At 55.1% G+C, this 15,856-nt stretch carries 20 protein-coding genes; 10 read left to right on the top strand and 10 right to left on the bottom strand.

The window, feature by feature from the left end; all coding sequences use genetic code 11:
• From LC093_RS15550 to LC093_RS15510, 9 genes are all read right to left on the bottom strand, one after another.
• Positions 1-348, bottom strand: a 348-nt coding sequence (locus tag LC093_RS15550; RefSeq protein ID WP_226666823.1) for a transposase, incomplete at its 3' end; no start/stop codon positions are given.
• A 210-nt stretch (positions 349-558) separates the two neighbouring features.
• Positions 559-945, bottom strand: coding sequence for a hypothetical protein (locus LC093_RS15545; RefSeq protein ID WP_226666818.1), 387 nt, complete (start codon positions 943-945; stop codon positions 559-561).
• Between the two features lie 123 nt (positions 946-1,068).
• Positions 1,069-1,401, bottom strand: a complete 333-nt coding sequence (locus tag LC093_RS15540) for a hypothetical protein (RefSeq protein ID WP_226666812.1) — start codon at positions 1,399-1,401, stop codon at positions 1,069-1,071.
• A gap of 223 nt (positions 1,402-1,624) precedes the next feature.
• Complete coding sequence (locus LC093_RS15535; RefSeq protein WP_226666808.1) at positions 1,625-1,954, bottom strand: DUF2489 domain-containing protein; 330 nt, start codon at positions 1,952-1,954, stop codon at positions 1,625-1,627.
• Positions 1,955-2,075: 121 nt separating this feature from the next.
• A complete protein-coding gene (locus tag LC093_RS15530) occupies positions 2,076-2,495 on the bottom strand; it encodes a hypothetical protein (RefSeq protein ID WP_226666806.1) in 420 nt (139 codons plus the stop codon).
• A 124-nt stretch (positions 2,496-2,619) separates the two neighbouring features.
• On the bottom strand, positions 2,620-3,261 hold the full coding sequence (locus tag LC093_RS15525; RefSeq protein WP_226666804.1) for a hypothetical protein: 642 nt from the start codon (positions 3,259-3,261) through the stop codon (positions 2,620-2,622).
• Positions 3,262-3,389: 128 nt separating this feature from the next.
• Complete coding sequence (locus tag LC093_RS15520) at positions 3,390-3,869, bottom strand: DUF1851 domain-containing protein (RefSeq protein WP_226666801.1); 480 nt, start codon at positions 3,867-3,869, stop codon at positions 3,390-3,392.
• Between the two features lie 157 nt (positions 3,870-4,026).
• Positions 4,027-5,355, bottom strand: coding sequence for a type II toxin-antitoxin system HipA family toxin (locus LC093_RS15515; RefSeq protein ID WP_226666798.1), 1,329 nt, complete (start codon positions 5,353-5,355; stop codon positions 4,027-4,029).
• Complete coding sequence (locus tag LC093_RS15510) at positions 5,349-5,711, bottom strand: helix-turn-helix domain-containing protein (RefSeq protein ID WP_226666796.1); 363 nt, start codon at positions 5,709-5,711, stop codon at positions 5,349-5,351. Before LC093_RS15510 ends, LC093_RS15515 begins: the two co-directional genes overlap by 7 nt.
• Positions 5,712-6,221: 510 nt before the next feature.
• Between LC093_RS15510 and LC093_RS15505 the strand changes: the two genes are divergently transcribed.
• From LC093_RS15505 to LC093_RS15465, 9 genes are all read left to right on the top strand, one after another.
• Complete coding sequence (locus tag LC093_RS15505) at positions 6,222-7,112, top strand: hypothetical protein (protein ID WP_226666794.1); 891 nt, start codon at positions 6,222-6,224, stop codon at positions 7,110-7,112.
• 67 nt (positions 7,113-7,179) lie between these two features.
• On the top strand, positions 7,180-7,830 hold the full coding sequence (locus LC093_RS15500) for an MBL fold metallo-hydrolase (protein ID WP_319004936.1): 651 nt from the start codon (positions 7,180-7,182) through the stop codon (positions 7,828-7,830).
• Between the two features lie 80 nt (positions 7,831-7,910).
• Complete coding sequence (locus LC093_RS15495; RefSeq protein ID WP_226666791.1) at positions 7,911-8,492, top strand: DUF2799 domain-containing protein; 582 nt, start codon at positions 7,911-7,913, stop codon at positions 8,490-8,492.
• Positions 8,493-8,536: 44 nt separating this feature from the next.
• Positions 8,537-8,968, top strand: coding sequence for a hotdog fold thioesterase (locus LC093_RS15490; protein ID WP_226666790.1), 432 nt, complete (start codon positions 8,537-8,539; stop codon positions 8,966-8,968).
• A gap of 14 nt (positions 8,969-8,982) precedes the next feature.
• Entirely contained in the window at positions 8,983-9,687 is a 705-nt protein-coding gene (locus LC093_RS15485) for a M48 family metallopeptidase (RefSeq protein ID WP_226666782.1), read from the top strand.
• A 355-nt stretch (positions 9,688-10,042) separates the two neighbouring features.
• Positions 10,043-10,411, top strand: a complete 369-nt coding sequence (locus LC093_RS15480) for a DUF2750 domain-containing protein (protein ID WP_226666776.1) — start codon at positions 10,043-10,045, stop codon at positions 10,409-10,411.
• A gap of 72 nt (positions 10,412-10,483) precedes the next feature.
• Positions 10,484-10,885 (top strand): VOC family protein, encoded by a 402-nt coding sequence (locus tag LC093_RS15475; protein ID WP_226666771.1) that lies wholly within the window; start codon positions 10,484-10,486, stop codon positions 10,883-10,885.
• Between the two features lie 22 nt (positions 10,886-10,907).
• The gene (locus LC093_RS15470) at positions 10,908-11,840 is read left to right on the top strand and encodes an SDR family oxidoreductase (protein ID WP_226666766.1); all 933 of its coding nucleotides are present in this window, start codon (positions 10,908-10,910) and stop codon (positions 11,838-11,840) included.
• Positions 11,841-12,001: 161 nt separating this feature from the next.
• Positions 12,002-13,981: an SLC13 family permease gene (locus LC093_RS15465; protein ID WP_226666763.1), complete on the top strand. Its 1,980-nt coding sequence runs from the start codon at positions 12,002-12,004 to the stop codon at positions 13,979-13,981.
• Positions 13,982-14,003: 22 nt separating this feature from the next.
• On the opposite strand, the gene LC093_RS15460 is transcribed toward LC093_RS15465, so the two are convergent.
• A complete protein-coding gene (locus LC093_RS15460) occupies positions 14,004-14,450 on the bottom strand; it encodes a CBS domain-containing protein (RefSeq protein WP_226666761.1) in 447 nt (148 codons plus the stop codon).
• 757 nt (positions 14,451-15,207) lie between these two features.
• Between LC093_RS15460 and LC093_RS15455 the strand changes: the two genes are divergently transcribed.
• The gene (locus tag LC093_RS15455; protein ID WP_226666750.1) at positions 15,208-15,684 is read left to right on the top strand and encodes a hypothetical protein; all 477 of its coding nucleotides are present in this window, start codon (positions 15,208-15,210) and stop codon (positions 15,682-15,684) included.
• Positions 15,685-15,856: the final 172 nt, after the last annotated feature.

The following is a 15,856-nucleotide window of genomic DNA, read 5'->3' as shown; positions in this document are numbered from 1 at the left end:
GGCGTCGGGATAGCTACTCACGAAGCTAGCGATGCTGGTGAAGTGAGGCACGCTGTCGCACGATAATGCCTTGAAAATAATATTGTGTTCGCACTGCCATTGGATCTCACGGCTAGAAGTAATCCCCTTGGAATAGGCAAACAGTATTACTTTCAAAAGAATCGCTGGGTCGTATGCCGAGCGTCCACCCGCGTCATTTTTGTACTTGTCGTGGAAAGCAGACAGGTTAATGTAGTTATCAATCAGGTGATGGAGCGTGTATTCGAAGGTATTTGGCTGAAGCTGCTCTTCGAAGTTGATTACAACCATCGCATCCTGGCTGTAATTGTAGGGCTTGAAGTTGGGCATGGAGGGATTCTCGGTTTGGATCCCTCAACTTTATCAAAAAATGCTAGGTTTTTAGAGTTTTTCTACAGCCAGAACGCCCGCAACAGGGGCGACCAATGCTATGCGCATTTTGTGCGAAAATGGGAGCGCAGCGACCCGCACAAAATGTGTATAGGATTGGGCGTCCCGCGGAGGCCCGAAGGGCCGGAGCAAACTGCTTGCGCTTGTTATCTACGTGCCCCATACGCCAGTATAGTTGCTTGCATTTATAAATAGAATAATAGCAACTGGTAATGTGAAAAGCGCCATTAACATTTTTATGAACAGAAATTGCTTTAACGAAAGTTGCTCCACTTGTTGTTTGAAACGTTGGCTTTGCAGCCTGTAGACACTCGATACTACAACAACGAGCAATACGAACCACCAAAACGTTTGCTTAAGCAAGGGTTGATTGAATGCAACAACGTACACGCCAGCGCATGAAAAACAAGCAAGGAGCCATTCAAAAAACCAGCTGGCGTAACCGTAGCGTTCTTTTTTAAACCAATAAATTCGAAGGGCGATTGTTGCTAAAACCCAAAAAAGAAGCAGCCAAAAAACAACCTTATAAATATTCATTTCTTAAAAGTAGATAACGCCCGCAACAGGGGCGGACAATGCTGTGCATGTTTTGTGCAAACTTTGGAGCGCAGCGACCGCACAAAATATGCACAGCGTTGGCCGTCCCTTTGCTTGCGCTTGTTAAGTGAGAAGCGGGAATTGGTACCTGGTTTCATCTTTAGAACACGCATCATCACCACGACTGTATACAACAACAAAGTCATACAATTTCAAATCTGAAGACCTGACGGACAATAAATACGCCTTACGTGAGCCTTCTTCTTCTACCGTTTCAAGCATGGCAGCAAACGTATAGCTTTCGTTTTCCTTTCTTCTAACCCCAATACTCTTGAATCCCAATCCTTTGTATTTATTTTTAACACTTACCTCTAAATCAATAGTGTTGTGCTCAGCCCCAACGTGAATGACACTAAAGATTTCCTTTGGAGCGACTTCGCTAGTTTCATCATACACATGCGGACATGAAATAGAGAGCGCGTACGCCGAAGACGAGCAAGAGATAAGCAATATTAGTAGGAGGTAATTTATCGTCATCATCACTTAACGCCGCGAGCAGCGGCAGCTTGCTTTGGGCGCTTTATGCGCGAAAATAGGAGCGAAGCGACTTGCGCATAAAGAGCACAAAGTAAGCTGTCCGGTGGAGGCCCGCAGGGCCGGAACGAAATGCCTCGCATTGTTAAGCATTGAACCTTGCCACGATAGATTTGCATTCTGACAAAGAGAAATCCTTTGCCCACTTAATAGATTCCTGAACTTCTGGCTCATGCCGTTCGAGGGCTTCTTTTGACCAATATTGCCTCGTCTCACCAATTGGCAAATGATCGATTTCCGAAGCAACCCCAGTAAAAGCAAGAAAATCTTTATCGTCTTCAGGCAAGTCGACCTCAAACCTAAGTGAAGACAACTCTATTGCTCCCTCAAGATAATGAATAGAACCATCGAGCATTCCGCTCGCAACTTCTGCGGCCCTCTTGCGTTTTTTCTCGACGTATTCTTCGTGGCTCATTTTCATAGGTTGCTTAACGCCGCAATCAGCCGCGGCTTACTTTGTGTGCTTTTTGCCAAAAATGGGAGCGCAGCGACCGTGCAAAAAGTGCACAAAGTAAGACGTCGGCTGCATTGCTTTGTTAAATTAGTTTTGGCACCGTGATCTCTACTGGCTGATTGAACTTGGCCAGCTCCCCGGACTCGATAATTGAACCGCGATGTATGAATGTGCAATACACCTTCCAATACTCATTGCCACCCCAAGTGAATGGCCCGAACTCCTTATAGGTCCCGCTCATTTCGTACCCAATGTGTGATAACTTTAACAATCCAGTTGGGTCGGATTTTTCGTGAGCTTCATTTATTTCTTGGGCAATTTTCTCACTTGGCCATACTCCATTTCCGTTGCAACTAGCACTTACTCCGGAAACAGGATTTGCATCTTGATCTTTAAAAGTAATTTTGTAGCTCTTTGAGGGAGTAACTCCATCCCAGGTTACTGTGGTGACACAGCCAGAAAGCATAAAAATGCTAGCGATAAGTGCGGTTTTTGGCTTCATAATTTAACGCCCCAATCAGCTGCAGCCGGCATGGAGCTTACTTTGTGTTAATTTGTGAGCACAGCGAGCAACACAAAGTAAGCGGAGTGTTGGCTGTCAGCTGCATTGGTTTGTTAAAAGCTCCTTATCCCCGCTCAAGAGCCAGTAAATCCTTTGCGTAGATACCTTTCTGGCATGTTACAAGATTACCTTTTGATAGAAAGGCTGGGGCTGACTTGAAGCTATTTTTAAGTGTGCTGTTGTAGTGCCTTATGTCAAAGTTCACGACTTTCTTAAACTTGACAGGTTTAAGAAGGCCGGGTTCGTATAAGTGCTCATTAACGTAATCAAGAGAGCAGTCGGCATATTGGCCATCCACGGTTTCGTAAACTTTATTCCAAGTGTACTTTTCGTGATACCACTTGCCGTCATATTTCTCTAGGTAGATCATGGCAACATCGTACTTTGAGAACTCCGGTGTTCCGTAATGATCGTAAACTTCGAAGGATATAGAATCCCCAAGGTATGAGCCTTCCACAACCTTTGAAATGGAGTATGTAGCTTTAAATGCGGCATCCAAACTGATTGTGATGCACTCCATTAAGCCCTCTTCACCATTGCTCGTATCTACGACCACATCATCACATCCGTCGCTTTCTTCGTTGGGGTCGAATTCATTGAAATTAATTTGAGATCCTATGAAGACTAAGCGCTCCTCAGGCTCTTCGCTGGAATAGCTTGAGAGACTGATAGTTAGAAGTATGACTGCGGTAATAAGCTTGTTCATGGTTCTGACTTTTAACGCCCAGCGCAGGCGCAGCCAGCGCGGAGCGCATTTTGTGTTAATGTTTGAGCGCCAGCTAGTAACAAAAAAGGTGCGTAGCGTTGGCTGTCGCTCTGCCGCTGCTTGTTAAGTTAATCCACGGCTTTGAAGGTCACCTCTAGGCCATTTGGGACACCCTGTAACTTGCCAAGCATATCTCCCAAACCTGCAAGGTAATTTTCTATGCGTATTATTTTGAAATTACTTGGATCAAGTGAGCTTTCTACAAAGACCATTGGCACATGGAACCCATAGCAGTAGCCGCTCTCAAGAGGCCCCAACGAATCCTCTAATACTGCAAGCACCTGCGGCATAAAGTAGTAATCATAACTTTCTTGGTGTTTTAGGATTTCAACTAGTTGATCTTGAGATTCCGCAATCCTTTCAAAGCTTCCGTTTGAAGTACTTAGGAACCAGACAGCTCCATCGCTTGTAGTGACGAAAATTTCACCGAACTTTGTTGCGAGCAAGATATTAAACTCTGGGCACTTCTTCAAAATCCATGACCAGTGCTGCAAGCAAGCCTGCCAATTTACGCCGTCTATCGGTATTGAAATGTCTTCGATACTCATATGAACTTAACAGTTTATTCAATAGCTCCAGATATAGGCATTCTGCCTATATCTGGATAAAAATGGCTACATATAGCCATTATGCCTAAATATGGAAATCAGTTTTACGCCAGTTTTCGGCGCAGATTTCACCTTCCTTGGTGTGTGTTCTGGGCACTCACAGCCCCAACCTTAGATTCCCCTCAATCTCCTCAACCAGCGAAATCGGCACCTCATACTCAATCGCTAAATCTCGCCAGCGCGATACCTGCTCCACCACGTTATCCACAATACCGTCGATCTTCCTGCGGCTGAATAGCGGGCTGATTTTTTCCAGGCTGTAGATATCCTCGCGGGTAAAGTTGTCCCGTTTGCCGTTCAGGCTCATCCAGTGGCTGTTCACCCACTGGCTGCCGGGTTTGTAGCTGTAGGCGAGGTCGTAGGCGGGGGACAGTTGCCAGGTTTTGTTGTTGAGCTGGAAGGCGAAGTTTTTTGCATGGTCGTCGTGGTTGCGGGCGACGATGTTGAACACCATGCGGATCAGCAGTTGTTCGGCTTCTTTTGCACTGAGTTTCAGTTGCCGTGCCACGGCGAAGAGTTCGCCGTAGGAAAACGAGCCGGGAGCTTTGTAGTCCACGTGGGCGAGGCCGTTGAGGGTCTGGATATGGATCTTGTCGTTGCCGCGGCGATCAAAGCGCTCGGTGATGAAGTGCCGGCGGTTGCCTTCGGTGAGCAGGTGGCAGGGCATCATGTGGATGCCGCAGGCTTCGGCCATGCGGTGGTACACATATTCCATGGCACCGAAGCCCATGGGGTCGCCGAAGGTCTGTTTGTTTTTGTTGTGCTCGCTCACCCCATCGAACTTCATCAGGTAGTGGGTGAAGCCTTCGGGCACGTCGGTCTGCCCGGAGCGCACTTCGGTGAAGTCGCGGTTGAATGCCAGCACGGCTTTGGGGCGGGCGCCGCCGGCGCTCATGCCCACGGAGAGCAGGGCGAGCATTTCTTCCGGGTGGGGGGCGCGCTCGTCGTTGCCGTTTGGCCCCAGGTTCACGCTGAAGCCGGCGCGGCTGTCGAGCACCTCCTGGGCAATGGCCACCAGTTCGTTGATGGCAATATGCTGCGAGGCGTTGAGGTTTTTGAGGCGGGTGGCGGGGGCGTATTCCAGTGCGCCCATGCCGCGCTTGCCGGTGTATTGCAGCCGTTGCAGTGGGGTGATGTCTGCGGGCTGTTTGCCCTGGGCGGCCATCCACGCGTTGAGTACCGCGTTGCCGAAGTCGTCTGGCAGGGAGTCGGCGATCATGCCGGGGAGGCCGCGGTAGGTGTCAAAGCTGAGCTGGGGGAAGGAGTAGATGCGTTTGCCCAGGGGCATTTTGAGGGGCGAGAGTTCGATACCGGTGTCGATAAACGCGGGGGTGTATTCAAAGGCGCCGATGCCGGTGTCGGTATCAAAGCTGACAGCGCCGGCGGTCTCCCCCTGGTAATGCACACTGATGACTTCCATTACCATGCCGGTTCCTCCTGTTGTTCTTCATCGTCTTCCCCATCTTCTCCCCCGTCGTGTTGGCCGCGCTGGCCGGAGGCTCGCTGGCGCTGTTTGCCTTGCAATTTGGCCAGCTGGATCGGGGAGGGGGGCTGCGGGGGCAGGAAGTTGTCCAGCTGGGTGGTGAGGTCGAGGGCCTGGAGTATGGCGACCAGCGCTTCCAGCTGGGCCTGGCCCTTTTCTGCATTGAGCACCGCCTTGCGGCTCACGCCCGCGCGCTCGGCCACTTCCAGTTGGGTGAGGTCGAGGTTCAGGCGCGCCTGCTTCAGGCGTTGCCCCAGGGTTTCCGCGATACTGGCAGGGGATTTGCTGGTGTAGTCCATAAAGTCCCGGTTTGGGGATGTTGAGCAAATTATGCTCGATTATGTTCCTGTTTTTGGACTTTGTTAAGTGTTTTTATTAAGTGCCATAAATCGGACTTTATGATTGTTTGTGGTTATAAAGTGCGCTTTTTATCACTTTATGGATTCTTTGAGAGTGTGGGGCGCGGCGGGCAGGCAAAAAAAAGCCGACGCGAGGTCGGCTCTAGGCAGTATTACGATGGGGGTTACAAATTCAACGCGATCCAAGGGAATCTGTTTACTTGGAGGGGGCTCTGGCGGTTAAGTTCCCGCTGGCGGGTAAAAAGTGCAAAAAAATTATTCATCTGCCCGGAACTGGCCGGTTTGGCGCGATTCTTCCCATTGTGACCGTGCAGTGGTAGCTTTTCACGCTTGTGGTGCGCGAGGTCCCGTCCGTTGTATGAACGGGGCCACAAAATTCAGCATAAGGCGATGCGCGGGCAAACTCCGGAATCGCAATCGCATCAAATAAGAAAAATACAGGGAGCGAACATGGCCGATCTGGTAATACTGGCGGCACCGGGGATGGGCGCAGTGGACGAGAGTTTTGCCGAGCCACTGTTCGAATCACTGGCGTCTGCCCTGGGGGACGACTGGTCTCGTATTCACGCCGACACCATCCTCTGTCAGGGGCACCTGCAATCCAATTTCGAGCGGGTATTTGAGGCCATGCAGAAGCGCGACATGGACTACCTGCGCGCGCGCAAGTTTATGCTCTACGGGCTGGGGGAAGCCGCGGCGCAGCTGGCGGATATCGACCAGCGCGGCGGCAACTACGACAAGACCCAGCAGGCAATTTACCAGACGTTTGAGCGCGCCGCCAAAGCCGCGGGCGATACCGCCCCGGTGATCCTGCTGAGCCATTCGGTGGGTTGCAGCATCCTCTCCAATTACCTCTGGGATGCCCAGCGCCCGAGTATCAACCACGGCGTGTGGCGCGACGGCGGCCCCAAGGGTGTGCACAAGGGTTCCGCCAAAGACCTGTTCCTGCGCGGCAAAACCATGGCGCACTGGTACACCTTGGGCGCGAGTAATCCGCTGTGGACGGCGGGCATGCCCCGCGACCAGATCCAGGCGGTGACCTCGGATACCCGCGGTTACAGCTTCCGCTGGAAAAACTTCTACCACCCGGACGACCTGTTCGGCTGGCCGCTGAAGCCGTTGAGTCCTTCCTATAACCAAGCGGTGTATCGCGACTACGAAACCCGCCCGCTGGCAGACTGGTCAGCGGCGAGCTGGGGGCCGCAGCTGGTGGCGCACGATGGCTACTGGCAGAGCGACCTGGTGCAGCGCAACCTGCTGGAAGACCTGCGCGAGCTGCTGAAAAAGACCCAGGCGCGCCGCACCAGCCCATTGCAGAAAGCGACCGCGGCGGCGATCTGAAGACCACTTTTGGGGTGCGGCGACGGCGGCGGTTATAATCGCCGGCGAACTTTCAACAGGTGGTCTCATGGCTCTGCAATTTCACTCGGTTCCCGTGACTCCCTTCCAGCAAAATTGCACCCTGCTGTGGTGCGATGACAGCCTGCGCGCGGCCGTGGTCGACCCGGGTGGCGATATCGACCGGATCCTCGCCGCGGTGGCAGAGCGCAACCTGAAGCTGGAAAAGATCCTGCTCACCCACGGCCACCTGGACCACGTGGGCGGTACCGCACCGCTGTCGCGCCAGCTGCAATTGCCGGTGGAAGGTCCGCAGAAAGAAGACCAGTTCTGGATCGAAAAAATCGTCGCGCAGGCGCAGGCCTACGGCTTCCCGCCGGTGGAAACCTTCACCCCGGACCGCTGGCTGGAAGATGGCGACACGGTAACCGTGGGCGATGAGGTGCTGGAAGTGGTGCACTGCCCCGGGCACACGCCGGGCCATGTGATTTTCTTCCACCGCCCGTCAAATCTCGCCCTGGTGGGCGATGTGCTGTTTGCCGGCTCCATCGGCCGCACCGACTTCCCCATGAGCAACCATCAGGCGCTGATCGATTCCATTACCAAAAAGCTCTGGCCGCTGGGCGATGACGTGCGCTTTATTCCCGGCCACGGTCCCATGTCCACGTTTGGCCAGGAGCGGGCAACCAATCCCTTTGTGGCGGACAAGCGTTTCGGTTGAGACCGGATTCGCATTTTGGTTCAGCCCCGGTTCACAGGCCGTCCAATGTAATAAGACCGGAATACCGGCGAGAACAACACATGAAAATCTGGAAACTTTTCGGCGCGACGGCGCTGTTGGCAGGGATCGGGCTGGGCAGCGGTTGTGCGGTAATTTCGGAAAACGAGTGCCAGGCTGGCCTCTGGTACGAGCGCGGTATTGAAGACGGTACCCGCGGTCGCAGCCAGGCCACGGTGTACAAGATTGCGCAGAAGTGCCACGAATATGGCGTGCGTACGGATACCGAAGCCTGGATGCGCGGCCACGAGGAGGGCATCGAGAAGTATTGCACTCCGGAAAACGGCTTTGTGCAGGGCCGCAATGGCCGCGATTACGAAGGCGTGTGCACCGGCCCGACCGCGGACCTGTTCCTGGCCAACTACCAGCAGGGGCTGGCGGTCTACCAGGCGGAGCAGCAGTATGCGGCCCTGGAGCGGAGCTATTACGAAGCGGAGCGGGAATACCACCGGGTAACGGCCGCGCTGGAAGAGGCGGAAACCAAAGAAGAGGCGCGTGCACTGCGCAACCAGCGCCGCAGCCTGCGCCGGGAAATGCGGCATCTGGAAGGTGAGATGATGCGCTTTGGCGGGTTTGGTGCTTTCAATCCGGGACTGTTTTACTGATATTCCCGTATCCAATTTCCTGTTGTTAGCAGAGAGGTATTCCAATGTCGGTTTGGCACGGCGAACCCACCCTTGAAGAGATCAATCGGGACCTGCAAGGCTGTATGCCCGGTTTTATCGGCATGCAGATGACCGAGATCGGTGACGATTACCTGGTTGGCACCATGCCGGTGGATGAGCGCACGCGCCAGCCGTTTGGCATCCTGCACGGCGGGGCCAGCGTGGTGCTGGCGGAGACGCTGGGGTCGGTTGCGGCCAACCTGGTAGTCGATACCAGCAAGTTCTATTGCGTCGGCCAGGAGATCAATGCCAACCACCTGCGCCCGGTTCCAGAGGGCACGGTAACCGGCAAGGCCTCGGTGGTACATATCGGCCGCACCAGCCAAGTGTGGGAAATCCGCATCCACGCGCCCAACGGCAAACTGAGCTGTATCTCCCGCATCACCATGGCCGTCGTGCCAGTACCCGCCCAATAATCCCCGGCCATCCAGTGCGCGGGGATCTGCATACCTTTGAAGAAGTGACCTACCGCCTGCTGCGCTCCTCGCGCCGCAAGCGGTTGGGTTTGGTGGTGGCGGAAAAGGGCGTGGAAGTGCGTATTCCGCAGCGTTGCGCGGAGCGTCACGGTCACCAGTTCCTGCGCGAGAATATCCAGTGGGTGCGCGAGCAGCTAAAGCGTTCCGTCCAGCGCCAGTCGCAGGTCCCCGATCATCATTTTGCCTTCGGTGCACGTTTCCCGTGGCTTGGTAAACCACTGGAACTGGACCGTGCTGCCCGCGCGGCAGATAGCCGCATCGATGGCGGTTATATCCAGCTTTATTGCCGCACCCGCGAGCCCGATGAGGCGCAGGTGCAGGCGGCTTTGCAGAAGCTGTACCAGCGCGAGGCGCTGGCGCTGCTCACGGAAAAATCCCGCTATTTTGCCGGTTTGCTGGGGCTCGAATTTGCCAGTGTGAAGGTGCGCCGCACCAGGAGTAAGTGGGGGCACTGTACCCTGCGCGGCGAGTTGCAGTACAACTGGCTGGTATGCCTGGCGCCGGAACCGGTGGTGGATTACCTGGTGATCCACGAGGTGTGTCACCTGCAACACCACAATCACAGCCGCGCCTTTTGGGATCTTGTCGGCACGCTCTGCCCGGACTACAAACAGTTGCGGCGCTGGCTTAAAGAAAATGGGCATCGGTTGCAGCTTTAAGCCCTGTGGTTTTGCGGCAGTGGCTTGAAGCTGGCGCAGTGGCGCCAGAGCACTGGGGAATTGCTTTTGGAACCGAGCTAGGCGCCCCCCTGTAAATACATCCCTGTACGCTCTGTCGCAAACATCCCTGTTTGCGACAGTTCCAAAAGCAATTCCCCAGCACTCTGGCTTCAATTTGGAGATTTGCACTTCGTCGCGCTAAAAGCGCTGAAAATGAGACGAAGCTCGGGCTCCGAGTGTCATAAGACTTCCCAACTGCAATCTGCTCGTCAATTCAGAGCCTCTCAGCGCAGGTTTCTACTTCTTTTAGCCAATCTGGCGTAAACTCCGGAAATTACTTTCAAGGCAAGCCTGTATGGATATCGAACCACTCGGAGAAGATTTTGAGGAAAACTGCGAACGCTTCCTGCCGGAAGCTGCAGAGCAGGGGTGTGTGTGGGCACTTGAAGGCGAGGAGGGCTTTGCCCTGTGTGAGTCCGAGCGCCATGAGGATGTGGATGTCATGCCGTTCTGGTCCCAGCGCGAATTTGCCGAAGCGCATATCGCCGACGACTGGGCCGACTACAAGGTGGTGGCAGTAGACCTCGAAGAATTTATGGACGACTGGCTGGAAGGTATGCATGAAGACCTGCTGCTGGTCGGTATCAACTGGAATGACGAATTGGAAGGCGAGGAGATCGAACCTCTGGACCTCCTTGAGCAACTGGAGCAGGAGCTGCAGTAACCCTGCTCAGTTCGCAGACAAAAATAAGCCGGCGACAGTGCTGGAAATATTGCTCCAAGCGGAGGTCTGAGAGTGAGTCAGTTTTTGGGACTGCGCACCGTGATTTACGGTGTCAGTAATATTGCCGAAGCCAAGGCGTGGTATATCGCGCTGTTGGAGCAGGAACCCTATTTCGATAGCGAGTGCTACGTCGGCTTCAACGTTGGCGGTTTTGAGCTCGGGCTGGACCCGGACGCCCGCAATGTGACCAGCCGCGCCGATGGTGTGGTGGCGTACTGGGGGGTGGAGAGCATCAGTGCCCAGGTCGAGCGCCTGAATGGCCTAGGTGCACGCCAGCACAGCGAAATCGTCGACGTGGGTGAGGGGATCCTGATGGCCAGTTTTCTGGATCCCTGGGGCAATATTTTCGGGTTGATTGAAAACCCCCATTTCCAACTGACCGAAACTCGGGCCGCCGCGCCCACCGCTGAGTAAGCGCAGTACTGGAGCAGTTACCGTGAGCAAGCCCCCCGCCAATCGATTCCGTCCCTCTGACCATACCTTTGCCGCCGAGAGCCTCGCGCAGATCGGGCGCGGCTATGTGGTGCCCGACCGGGTGGCGCTGATTACCGGATGTTCCAGTGGTATTGGCCGCGAGCTGGCGCTGGCGCTGCACCGGCGCGGCACCATCGTTATTGCCACCGCGCGCCGTGCGGAAAGCCTGCAGGAACTGGCAGACCTGGGGATAGCCACCGAGGCGCTGGATGTGAATTCCCAGGCGGATATCAGCCGCGTGGTTCACGCTATCAAAACCGCTTACGGTCGCCTGGATATCCTCGTTAACAATGCGGGCTACGGGCAGATGGGACCACTGCTGGAGCTGGATACCCGCTCGCTGGAGGCTCAGTTCCAGACCAATGTGTATGCGCCCATGGCGCTGGCGCGGGCCTGCGCGCCGCTGCTGAAATCCCGCGGTCGCGGGGTAATCTGCAATATCGGCTCCGTCTCCGGGGTATTGGCGACGCCGTTTTCCGGTGCCTATTGCGCTTCCAAGGCGGCGCTGCACAGCCTGTCCGATGTACTGCGCCTGGAGCTGCGACCGTTCGGTATTCGTGTGGTCACTGTCCAGCCCGGGGCCATTGCTTCCGAGTTTGGGCGCCATGCGGAAACCTCGCTGCGCGGGATCCTGGCGCCGGATTCCTGGTACAAGCGCAATGAGGAAGAGGTACGCGCCCGCGCGCTCGAGTCCCAGCAAAATGCGACCCTGGCCAAGGACCTGGCGAAACGCCTGGCGGGTGAACTACTGCGCAAGCGGCCGCGCCCGATTCTGCGCTACGGCAACAAAAGTAAACTGCTGCCGTGGATGGCGCGCTGGCTGCCGCGCCGTGTGCGCGACTGGTTGCTGGCACGGCGCTTTGGCCTGCGCCGGCTGCAGCTGGTCAACCAGTAGCGCGACCTGTTCCGCCAGAGTGCCTGACTCCGGCGCTTCCCTGCCGATTTGTACTTTCCTTTTTCCTGCCCACCCGGCGCGCCGCATATCCACTATGTTTAAAAGTGCGGCGGCGGGTTTTTGCCTGCCGGCTACCCGGGAGCCAGGAATCTCACCCACCCATGACACTCGATCAGATTGCGATACTGCTGATTCTCGCCGTCACCATCGGGCTGTTTATCTGGGGCCCCTGGCGTCACGACCTGGTCGCGCTGGCCTCGCTGCTGGCATGCGTGTTTGCCGGCCTGATCAAGCCGTCTGAGGCATTCAGTGGCTTTGGTCACCCGGCGGTAGTGACGGTTGCCGCGGTGCTTATTATCAGTCGCGGTTTACAGAATACCGGCGCTATGGACGCGCTCGCACAAAAAGTCGTACCCAAGCGCGGAGGCGTGACACTGGCGATCGGCGCGCTCACTGCGCTGGGCGCAGGCATGTCGGGCTTTATGAACAATGTCGGCGCTATGGCGCTGCTGATGCCGGTTGCCACAGACCTTGCGGACCGCTATTCACTGCCGCCGGGCAAGGTACTGATGCCGCTGTCGTTCGGCACCATCCTCGGGGGCATGACCACACTGATCGGCACACCACCCAATTTGATCGTATCCGGGTTTCGCGCCAGCGCCGGGGCCGGCAGTTATGGCATGTTTGATTTCACTCCGGTGGGGGTGGTGGTAGCAATTGTCGGCATTCTGTTTGTGGCGCTGATCGGCTGGCGCCTGGTGCCGGCACGTACCCAGGCTGGCGCTGCCACCTTTGATACGGGTACCTATCTGACCGAGGCGCTGGTCAAGGAAAAAAGCGCGGCGATCGGCAAAACCCTGGCTGAGCTGGTCAGGATGATTGGCGAGGAAGACGCGCAGATTATCGGCCTAGTGTACAAGAATGCGCGGGTTTCCACTGCGATGCCGGGGTTGCGGGTGCGCGCCGGCGATATCCTGATCATCGAAGCGGAACCTGAATCCCTGTCGGCGGTGCTTTCCAACCTGGGGCTGACGCTGGCCGCGGATCCGGAAAACGGTGAAGACAAGGAAGAAAAAAACGGCGACAACGAAGATAAACGCAAGGACAAGCCTGTGGAGGAAGCGGTGCCTTCCGAGGGGCTGGTCAGTGCGCAGGTTGAGGCGGCGGAAAACTCACTCGCACAGTTGGGCGACTCTGGCGAAAGTGCTGAACCCAAAGAGGAAAAACGCAGCGAAAAGCGGGAAGAGAAGAAAGAGCCGGAGGAAAAGCGCGGGCGCGACCGGCAGGAAATGGTACTGCGCGAGCTGGTGGTGATGCCGGATTCTTTTCTGGTGGGGCGCACGGCGGAAAACCTGCGCCTTGCCGGCCGTTATGAAATCAACCTGCTGGCCCTGTCCCGCCAGGGGCGCCGCTCGGTGAAGCGGTTGCGTTCCACACCACTGCTGGCCGGTGATGCGCTGTTGATGATCGGCACTGAGGAAAACCTCAACAGTTTCGCCGTCGAGCAGCACTGCGTACCGCTGGCGCAGCGGGATATCTCCATTCCCAATAAAGAAAAGGCCTATGTGGCGCTGGTGGCCATGGGGCTGGCTGTGGCGGGTGCGGCATTCGGTTTGTTGCCGGCGGCGATTTCTTTTGCCACCTGTGCTCTGGCGTTTATGGTGATGAAAGTCATTCCGCTGCGGAACGTATACGAATCCATCGACGGATCGGTCATTGTCTTGCTGGGTGCACTGATTGCGGTGGCCGGCGTGATGGATTCAACGGGCGCTGCCGATGTAGTGGCGAAGTCGATGCTTGAATACATTGCCCAGGGCAATCCGGTGGTCGCGCTGGTACTTATTCTCGTGGTCACCATGACCCTGTCGGATTTCATGAATAATGCCGCCACGGCCGCGGTAATGTGTGCCATAGCGATCAGCGCTGCCGCGCAGCTGCAAGTAAACCCTGACAGCTTCCTGATGGCCGTGGCGATCGGCGCTTCCTGTGCCTTCCTGACACCGGTAGGTCACCAGAATAACACCCTTATTCTCGGGCCCGGTGGTTTCAAGTTCGGCGATTACTGGCCCATGGGGCTGCCCATGGAACTCCTGGTTATCGCGGTCGCGGTACCGATGTTGCTGTGGATTTGGCCGCTATAAGCGCCGGCGCGCATTTTCCCGCTCAGGCGACTGAATCGTCCACCGGCTGGGTAACCTCATTGAGGTATTTACTGCAAAAGCGCAATACGTCGGTAATCGTGATGATGCCGGCCAATTCCCCTTCGCGCATCACCAGAACCGAACCGATACCGGTATCCGCCATGGCCAGCAGGATTTTGTCCAGTGGGTCATGCATGTCTGCAAAATAGGGGCGGCGGGCGCACAGGTCGCGTACATACAGTTGTTGTTCTTCGAGGCGGTGTCCGGGGGACGTGGCGCGTTCGATATCACTTTGGGAAATAATGGTTTCCAGGTCACCATCGCGGGTGACCGGCAGGTGGTGAACGCCGTGTTCACTCATCAGGGCCTGGGCTTCCTCGATCGTGGCATCCAGTTCGATATGGTAGGGAAAAGGGGTCATCAGTGCCGCCAGCGTCGGCATGTGGTGGATATCTCGCTGCTTGGACATGGTCTGACTATTCCGTAGCTATTCGTGAATGGCTCGTGTGTGGCCAAAGCGCGTTATGGGGGCTCGCAGATCGCTGCACCAAGGATAGGATAGCAACCGAAATCCGGCATTGCGCTATTTCGCATTAACTGCCTATATCCGGGTCCGCATTCGGGAAGAAAAGCGTGTGCGGAGACTCTTTGGAAAAGATCATTCCATTTATCGGATATCCAGTTGCTATTTGAAAATGAATCGTTATTATGCGCGTCATTACCATATCTGGGCGCCGGCAAGCGGTGTATGTTATAAACTGTATGGTATGAACCGATAACAGCGATGAATACTCAGGCAACCTCATATCGATACCGGTCCCGGTGATTAGATGTGGGATAAACGGGTTGCCAGCTAATCAATGTGGAATAAACCGTTGATCCAACAGGATTATTTCTGCGTAGAACACAATCAGGATTATTGCAGCGTTTCAGTAAGGGCCAGCAGGACTGCCAGTAGGTTTGCAAGTACAGCTTATTGCAGTGGCTTTATGCGTTGGATGCATCTATATAAATACTCTATAGACGTAATAGCCGTATCGAGACGGGTTCGTGTTTTATTGAACAGATATTCTGTTTGATCGCGGCCATTCGTATCCGGTATTCCTGGTTGACTACAGAATTACCGCCGGGCTGTCTTTGCAGGTCGGCAGAAATCCCACGGTGACTATCGCCGTTATAACACTATCAGAACGAATACGTTTTAATTGAATCGAGGCTCAAAGAATATGTTTCAGGAATTCGACCAGATCGAACAGCAGATTGCAGAACACCAGGCAAAAATTGAAGAGCTGCAACAGCAAATGGCTGCGGCTGAGCGTAAAAAGCAGGGTGTGATCGCGTTCGACAAGGCGTTGGTCAACATGGCAGCTGAATACGAAATGGATGAGGAAGAACTCTACGTGGCGCGCGGTGAGCAGATCGTTGAGTGGCTGGTAGGACAGCTGGATAGCGAAGAAGCTCCGGAGTTCATCCGTACCCTCAAGGCGCGCGTGGCCCGTCACCTGAAGCGCGAAGGTGAATCTCCCCGCCGTGGTAAAGGTCGTGTCGCCAGCAGCAAGCCCGCTGAGCCCAAGCTGGAAACCGGTCACTACCGCAATCCGTATACCAATGCCACCATCGAAAAGAAAAAGCGCAATCCAAAGCAGCTGAACCAGTGGGTTGCCGAGCACGGACTGGAAAAAGTGCAAAGCTGGAAAATCTGATCGTTCACACACAGTGAATTACCAGATTCCGGGTTAAATACCCGTAATGCGAAAACGGCCCCTTTGGGGCCGTTTTTATTTGAGGGGAGATTAAGTGCCTCGTAATTTCCCCACGCCGTCACATGGTTCCATTCGGTATTTATTAAGGCGACGTTCATCCGAACAGTGTTTT

The sequence above is a fragment of the Microbulbifer aggregans genome, from assembly GCF_020524005.1.
GTDB classification, from domain to species: Bacteria; Pseudomonadota; Gammaproteobacteria; order Pseudomonadales; family Cellvibrionaceae; genus Microbulbifer; species Microbulbifer aggregans_A.
This window is presented reverse-complemented; position numbering and strand designations above follow the sequence as displayed.